Raw genomic sequence first — 7,589 nt, forward strand, 5'->3', positions numbered from 1 at the left:
GCGCCGGGCCCAGCTTCCGCCTCGCGGCGCGGTCCGAACGGCCGAATACAACACCGGTATTCGACCGCCCGGCCCACTTGCGACGCGAAACCTGGACCTCGCCTCGGCGTCGCCATGACCGGCAGGACAGCCCCTAGGATCAACAGCATGTCCGCGCCGCAACCGCTCAGCCACGACATGATCATCGACGCGCTGAACGCCCGCGCGTTCGCCCACTTCGTCGACGACGACGGTGACATCGGCGGCAACTGGCAGGGCTGCCTGATCTACTTCTTCCGGCTCGGCAAGGACGAGGAGGTCCTGCAGGTCCGCACGCTGACCCGGACGGTCTTCAGCACCGACGACGTCCCCCGCCTGTACGCCTTCTGCAACGCCTGGAACCACGACCGGCTCTGGCCCAAGGCGTACGTGCACACGGCCGACGACGGCGCGGTGCGGGTGGTCGGTGAGGTCGTCGGCGACTGGGAACGCGGCGTCACCCCGGAGCAGCTCGACCAGGTGATGATCTGCGGGATCGCGACCGGCTGTGAGCTAGCCGACGCGGTCGCGGAGCTTTGAGCGCACCGCGAAGCCGATCCACGAGGTGAGGACGATCGCGGCGACCGTGATCCGCGCCGCCCACTCGTAGCCGTGCGGGTAGAAGACGCCCGCCACGTGGTTGTCCAGGAAGCCGCCCTCGCGCAGCGGCAGCCCCGCGCCGGCCCGGCCGCGGTCCTCCAGCCAGGTCAGCGGGCAGGACAGCCGCGCGACCACGATGATCAGGAGCCAGGCGGCGCTGACGATCTGCAGCCAGATGAGCCGGCGCCAGCGCCAGGCGAGAAAGCCGCCGAAGATGCCGAAGGCCAGGAACGCGAAGTGCGCGCCCACGGCCGCGGCGATCAGGATCCGGTAGCCCACGCCGCCAACGGTAGGCGACGCAGCGCTGCCCGCACAGGACGGAGGATGGCCTGCGCGGGCAGCACGTCTACGGGTGGTGCGTCAGTTGCGGTGACCCCGGCGGTGGTGACCGTTGCCGTTGCCGTTGTTGCCGGCCGGCGCCTCGGTCGACTCGACCGGCGGAGCCGTGGTCCCCTCCGCGGCCGGAGCGCCCGCGTTCGTGCCACCACCGGCGCCGCCGGTGGTGAGCAGGGTGAGGTTGTTCACCTCGAGGATCTCGGTGATCGGCTGGAAGAACGTCTCGCCGCCGACCGTGCAGTCGCCCGAGCCGCCGGAGGTCACGCCCTGGGCCTGGTCACCCGAGAGCCACGGGCCGCCCGAGTCACCGCCCTCGGCGCAGACATCCGTCCGGGTCAGGCCGGTGACCGCACCCTCCGGGTAGTTGACCGTCTGGTTCTTGGCCAGGATGGTGCCGCAGAACGTGCCGGTGGTGGAACCGGACCGGCAGACCGCGGCGCCGACGGGAGCCTCGGTGCTGCCACCGACCGGCAGCGCGTTGCCGTCGAAGTCGTTGACGAACGGCTGCAGCGTCACGTTCGCGTTGGTCTGCACCACGCCCATGTCCGCGGTGCCGGGGAAGACCGACGCCACGACCTCGCCCTGGTCCAGGTTCTCCCGGTCGGTGGTCTGGGTGCCCTCGGCGCCGCAGTGCCCGGCGGTGACGAACCCGCCCTCGACCGCGAAGCCGATCGAGCAGCGGGCCTGGCCGCCGCCGATGTTGACGAAGTACGGCTCAGCGCCGATGACGTCGGCCAGCGGCTTCGGGGCGGCCTTGGTGACGACCACCTTCACCGCCTCGCCGGGGAGGCCGGCGTCCTCGGCCAGCTCCTCGGCGTGCTCCGTGTCACCGGGCAGCGCCTGGATGACGACCTGGTTCGCCGCGACGTCGACGTACCAGCCGGGCAGGTCCCGGTCGGCCTTGGTGGCCTCGGCGTCCAGCGCCTTCTTGGCCCGGTCCAGCTGGGCCACGCTGCGTTCGACGAGCTTCGGGGTGGCCCCGGCCGCGCGCACCTCGTCGGCCAGGCCGGCGTCGGTGATCGCGATGTTCAGCGTCGTGCCGTCCTTGCCGAGCCAGGAGCCCGCGTACGAGTCGCCGGAGGCACTGCGCAACTGCGCCGCCACCCCGCTGGCCCACGCGGCCCGCTTCACCCGGGCCGCGGCCTGGTCGGCGCTCACACCGAGGTCCCGTTGCATCGCGGCGAGCAGCTGTGGGGCCACTCCGCCGGTCGACTGAGACGCAGGGCGGCGGTCGGCGTTCGTGCCCGCCATGGACGGCAGCGTGAACGCCACCGCCGCTCCCGCTGCCGTCACCGTCGCCGCAAGCGCGACGACCGTTCTCCGCTGCATCCGTAACTCCCCTCGCATCGAGTGCCGTGGGGGCGGCACCGTGCCCTCAGATACGCAAGGGGGTCGCGGCCGGATCAATAAATCCGGTATTCACAGAAAACTATGGCTGTCGATCACACTTCCACGACGGTCGGCACGATCATCGGCCGGCGCCGGTAGGCGTCGTTCACCCAGCGTCCGACGGTGCGCCGGACCACCTGCTGGAGCTGGTGGGTGTCGGTGATGCCGTCCTCCGCCGAGCGGTGCAGGGCGGCGGTCAGCAGCGGGATCACCGGGTTGAAGGCCTGCGGGTCCTCGGAGAAGCCCTTGGCCGAGATGCTCGGCTCGCCGACCACCTTGCCGGTCACCGAGTCGATCACCACGGTGGCCGAGATGAAGCCGCCGTCGCCGAGGATGCGCCGCTCGGTCAGCAGCGACTCGCTGACGTCGCCCACGGCGAGGCCGTCGACGTACACGTAACGGTTCTTGACCCGGCCCACGTGCCGGGCGTGCCCCTCGACCAGGTCGACCACGTCGCCGTCCTCGCAGAGCACGACCCGGTCCGGGGCGACCCCGGACTCGATGCCGAGCTGGGCGTGGGCGCGCAGGTGCCGCCACTCGCCGTGCACGGGCATCAGGTTGCTCGGGCGTACGACGTTGAGCAGGTAGAGCAGCTCGCCGGCCGGAGCGTGCCCGGAGACGTGCACCTTGGCGGTGTCCTTGTGCACGACCGTGGCGCCGGCCCGGGCCAGCTGGTTGATCACCCGGTAGACCGAGGTCTCGTTGCCCGGCACCAGCGAGCTGGCCAGCACGACGGTGTCGCCGGACTCGATGGTGATGTGCCGGTGGTCGCCGGTGGACATCCGGCCCAGCGCGCTCATCGGCTCACCCTGCGAACCGGTGGACATGAACACGATCTCGTCGTGCGGCATCTGGGCCGCCTCGTCCAGGCTGACCAGCAGGCCGTCCGGGATGCGCAGCAGGCCCAGGTCCCGGGCGATGCCCATGTTGCGGACCATCGAGCGGCCGATCAGGGCGACCTTGCGCTCGTACTCGTAGGCGGCGTCCATCACCTGCTGGACGCGGTGCACGTGGGAGGCGAAGCTCGCCACGATGATCCGGCCGCGGGCCTTGGCGAAGATGGCGCCGAGCACCGGGCCGATGTCGCGTTCCGGGGTGACGAAGCCGGGGATCTCGGCGTTGGTCGAGTCGGACAGCAGCAGGTCGACACCCTCGGCGCCGAGCCGGGCGAACCCGGCCAGGTCGGTGATCCGCCCGTCCAGCGGGACCTGGTCCATCTTGAAGTCGCCGGTGTGCAGGACCAGGCCGGCCGGCGTGCGTACGGCCACCGCCAGCGCGTCCGGGATCGAGTGGTTGACCGCGAAGAACTCGCACTCGAACGGGCCCAGCCGCTCGGTCTGCCCCTCGCGCACGGTCAGCGTGTACGGGTCCAGCCGCCGCTCGGCCAGCTTGGCCTCGACCAGCGCCAGGGTGAACTCGGAGCCGACCAGCGGGATGTCCGGCTTGAGGGCGAGCAGGTACGGCACCGCGCCGATGTGGTCCTCGTGCCCGTGGGTCAGCACGATCGCCTGGACGTCCTCCAGCCGGTCCCGGATCGGGTCGAAGTCGGGCAGGATCAGGTCGACGCCGGGTTGCTCGACGTCCGGGAAGAGCACTCCGCAGTCGACGACCAGCAGCTTGCCGTCGAACTCGAAAATCGTCATGTTGCGGCCGATGGCCCCGAGACCTCCGAGCGGGATGACGCGCAGGGCGCCCTCCGGCAGCGGGGGTGGTGGTTCCAGCTCGACGTGTGCCTGGCTCAAGTGCGAGGCCTCTCTAATTGGTGCCGAGGTGCAGTCCCGCCGCGGCGGCGTCCTCGAGCAGTTGGTTCGTTTCGGCCTCGGTGGCGTCGACCAGCGGTGAGCGCACGGGTCCGGCGGGCAGCCCGAGGGCGCGCAGGCCGGCCTTCACGAGGATGGTGCCCTGGGTCCGGAAGATGCCGGTGAACAGCGGCAGCAGCTGCCGGTGCAGCGCCAGCGCCCCGGCGGTGTCGCCGCGCTCGTACGCCTCGATCATGGCCTTGGTCTGCGGGCCGATGAAGTGCGTGGAGGTGCCGACCACGCCGACCGCGCCGATCGACAGCAGCGGCAGGATGGCGGCGTCCTCGCCGGAGTAGTAGGCGAGGTCCGTGCGGCGCAGCACGTCGGCGCTGCCGGCCAGGTCGCCCTTGGCGTCCTTGACGGCCACGATGGTGGGGTGTTCGGCCAGCCGGACCAGCGTCTCGGTGGCGATCGGCACGCCGGAGCGGTGCGGGATGTCGTAGAGCATGACCGGCAGGCCGACAGCGTCCGCGACGGTGGTGAAATGCCTGATCAGACCGGCCTGCGGGGGCTTGTTGTAGTACGGCGTGACGACCAGGAGGCCGTGCGCGCCCGCCTTCTCCGCGGCCCGGGCCAGCTCGACCGTGTGGGCCGTGTTGTTGGTGCCGACGCCCGCCACGATCCGGGCCCGGTCGCCCACCGCCTCGACGACGACGCGCAGCAGGGTCTCCTTCTCGGCGTCGGTGGTCGTCGGTGACTCACCACCGGTGCCGCTGATCACCAGGGCGTCGTGTCCCTGCTCGTCCACCAGCCACGTGGCCAGCCTGGCCGCGCCGTCGACATCGAGCGAGCCGTCCGTCGTGAACGGGGTCACCATGGCCGAGAGCAGCCGGCCGAAGGGCCGCGGGTGGTCGTGCGTCATACCGACAACTTATCGGACGGCCGGAGGGGTTTCCCCGTCGCCGGTGGGCCCGGGCCCCGGCCGGGGCCCGGCCTCAGACGTAGAAGGCGGTGAACGGCGCCCACGGCAGGTTGCGCAGGACGCTCCAGACACCCCAGACGGCGATGAAGCCACCGATCACGCCCGGGCCGAGGTTGAGCTGCGGAAGCTGCCAGCCGAAGAGCCGGCGGCCGGCCCAGGCGACGTACATGTAGAGCAGGAACGGGACGACGAAGACGAACAGCGCGTGGTGCCGGGCCGCCGCCGGGATGTCGCCGTGCAGCAGATACCAGGCCGCGCGGGTGCCGCCGCAGCCCGGGCAGATGAATCCGGTGGTGTATTTGAGCAGGCAGCTCGGGGCCGCACCGGCGTTCGCCTCGGTGGGGTGGGTGGCCAGGGTGTAGCCCACCGCGCCGGCCATGCAGACCAGCATCGCGGCCGGGGCAACCCAGATCGGCGACTCGCGCCACTTGCGCTGCACGAACCGCGTGACCCGGTCGGGCTGGGCCGGCTCGAAGTACGGCGGCGGCGGGTACGGACCGTGCACCGGCCCGTCGACCTGCGGGTGGACTGCGACGGGGTCGGTCGCACTGCTCATGGGCGTCACGGTACACCCGCGGAGGCAAGCTTCAGCGCGGCCGTGAGCGGGCCGGCCAGGTCTCCGCGCTGGGGGGCCGCGACCGTGCGCAGGCCCAGCCAGCCGGCCAGCCGGTGCAGCTCGGGCACCAGCGCGGCGGCGGTCTCCTCCTGGTCGGCGGCGGGCTCGATCCAGGCGGCCGGGATCTGCAGCACACCGCTCTTGCGGTCGGCCTTGAGGTCGAGGCGGGCGGCGAACTCCTCGCCGAGCAGGAACGGGAGCACGTAGTAGCCGTACAGCCGCTGGGCGGCGGGGACGTAGATCTCGATGCGGTAGTTGAGGTCGAAGAGCCGCTCGGTGCGCCCGCGCTCCCAGATCAGCGGGTCGAACGGGCTGACCAGCGTCGCCGCCCGCACCCGGCGCGGCAGCCGGGCCTCGTGGTGCAGGTAGGCCGGGCCCTTCCAGCCGCGCACCGCGACCGGGAGCAGCACCTTGTCCTCGATCAGCTCGGCCAGGGCCTGCTTGAAGCCGGCCACCGGCAGCCGGAAATAGTCGCGCAGCTCCGGCTCGGCGGCCACGCCCAGGGTGCGGGCGGACAGCTCGACCAGGGCCCGGAACGAATCCTCCGGCGACGGGGTCGGCGCCTCCAGCACGTGCCGGGGCAGGACCCGCTCGGGCAGGTCGTAACGCCGGGCGAAGGAGGTGGTGCGCTCGGCGGCGGTGACCTCGCCGCTGTAGAACAGCCACTCCAGGGCCTGCTTGACGACCGACCAGTTCCAGCCCCAGTGCTCCTTGGTGCGCGGGGCGTCGTGCTCGATCTCGGCGGCGGTCAGCGGGCCGCGCTGCCGGACCTCGTCGAGCACCCAGGCGACCAGCTCGGGCTGCTCGGCCACGATGCGCCGCATGTTGCCCCAGGCGTAGTCCTGCGCGCGGGCCATGCGCCAGCGGAACAGCGGCTGGAGCTCGACGTCGATCAGCGACGCCTCGTGCCCCCAGAACTCGAACAGCAGCCGGGGCCTGCGGTAGGCGGCCCGGTCGAGCAGCGCCGTGGGGTAGGGCCCGAGGCGGCTGTAGAGCGGCATGAAGTGGGCCCGCTGCAGGACGTTGACCGAGTCCATCTGGATCAGGTGCAGGCGGCGCAGCACCCGGCGCAGGTGCCGCATGTCGGTGGCGCCGCCCGGCCGGGGGTCGGCGAAACCCTGGGCGGCGAGCGTGATGCGCCGGGCCTGGGCGACGGAGAGAGATTCGGGTACGGCCACAGACCAGGACGCTAGCCGAGGGGTACGACAAAGCCGTCTGTAGGCTGCCGGCATGGCACTCGGCTTCGTCCGTCCCGCCCGTCCCACCGATGCCGGCGAGATCGCCCGCATCCAGCTGACGACCTGGCGGACCGCATACCGGCGGATGTTCCCGGCGCACGTCCTGGCCAACCTGGACGAGGCCTACCTGGCCCGGGGCTGGGCCGAGGCGATCGAGGCCCCGCCCTCGCCGCGGCACCGGGTGCTGATCGCGGTCGAGCAGGGCGAGGCGGCGTCGCACGTGGTGGGCTTCGCGGCCTCCGGACCGGCCGACGAGCAGGCGCTCGTCCCCGAGGAGCCGCCGCTGCCCGACGACGTGGCGGCGATCACCGACCTGCTGGTCGAGCCCCGCTGGGGCCGCCGCGGGCACGGCAGCCGGCTGCTCGCGGCCACCGTCGACCTGTGGCGCGAGGACGCGTTCAAGGCGGCCGTGGCCTGGGCCTACGACGCGGACGAGGCGATGAAGAAGTTCCTCGTGTCCACTGGCTGGGAGCCCGACGGCGCCGGCCGCGCACTGGACGTGGACGACATGCTGGTCCCCCAGCTGCGGCTGCACGTCGCCGTCGACCCGCAGCCGCCCGAGGCCTCCTGACCGGGCCGGCATGCCGCGTCTCCAGCCGCTCCTGCACGAGCTCGTCACCACCGTGGCGGCGCCGACCATGGCGCTGGCCGGGCCGGACGGGCAGATCCGC

At 72.2% G+C, this 7,589-nt stretch carries 8 protein-coding genes; 2 read left to right on the forward strand and 6 right to left on the reverse strand.

Features of this window, described 5'->3' with window-relative positions:
- Positions 1-147 precede the first annotated feature (147 nt).
- Positions 148-558, forward strand: coding sequence for a YbjN domain-containing protein (locus AB0C29_RS24225; RefSeq protein WP_360824099.1), 411 nt, complete (start codon positions 148-150; stop codon positions 556-558).
- On the opposite strand, the gene AB0C29_RS24230 is transcribed toward AB0C29_RS24225, so the two are convergent.
- The 6 genes from AB0C29_RS24230 to AB0C29_RS24255 form a co-directional block, all read right to left on the reverse strand.
- A complete protein-coding gene (locus AB0C29_RS24230) occupies positions 532-897 on the reverse strand; it encodes a DUF2784 domain-containing protein (protein ID WP_360824102.1) in 366 nt (121 codons plus the stop codon). The genes AB0C29_RS24225 and AB0C29_RS24230 overlap by 27 nt on opposite strands.
- An 81-nt stretch (positions 898-978) precedes the next feature.
- A complete protein-coding gene (locus AB0C29_RS24235) occupies positions 979-2,283 on the reverse strand; it encodes a S1 family peptidase (RefSeq protein ID WP_360824105.1) in 1,305 nt (434 codons plus the stop codon).
- Positions 2,284-2,396: 113 nt separating this feature from the next.
- Positions 2,397-4,085, reverse strand: coding sequence for a ribonuclease J (locus tag AB0C29_RS24240; RefSeq protein ID WP_360824108.1), 1,689 nt, complete (start codon positions 4,083-4,085; stop codon positions 2,397-2,399).
- A 13-nt stretch (positions 4,086-4,098) separates the two neighbouring features.
- Positions 4,099-5,004 carry a 4-hydroxy-tetrahydrodipicolinate synthase gene (gene dapA / locus AB0C29_RS24245; protein WP_360824111.1) on the reverse strand — a complete coding sequence of 302 codons (906 nt, stop codon included), beginning with the start codon at positions 5,002-5,004 and terminating at the stop codon, positions 4,099-4,101.
- A 73-nt stretch (positions 5,005-5,077) separates the two neighbouring features.
- A complete protein-coding gene (locus AB0C29_RS24250; protein WP_360824114.1) occupies positions 5,078-5,629 on the reverse strand; it encodes a DUF2752 domain-containing protein in 552 nt (183 codons plus the stop codon).
- A complete protein-coding gene (locus AB0C29_RS24255) occupies positions 5,626-6,858 on the reverse strand; it encodes a DNA glycosylase AlkZ-like family protein (RefSeq protein WP_360824117.1) in 1,233 nt (410 codons plus the stop codon). The genes AB0C29_RS24250 and AB0C29_RS24255 overlap by 4 nt, the downstream gene beginning before the upstream one ends.
- 52 nt (positions 6,859-6,910) lie before the next feature.
- Between AB0C29_RS24255 and AB0C29_RS24260 the strand changes: the two genes are divergently transcribed.
- Positions 6,911-7,489: a GNAT family N-acetyltransferase gene (locus AB0C29_RS24260; protein WP_360549781.1), complete on the forward strand. Its 579-nt coding sequence runs from the start codon at positions 6,911-6,913 to the stop codon at positions 7,487-7,489.
- Positions 7,490-7,589 lie beyond the last annotated feature (100 nt).

Origin of the sequence: Actinoplanes sp. NPDC048791, assembly GCF_040650095.1 — a bacterium.
Classification (GTDB): Bacteria; Actinomycetota; Actinomycetes; order Mycobacteriales; family Micromonosporaceae; genus Actinoplanes.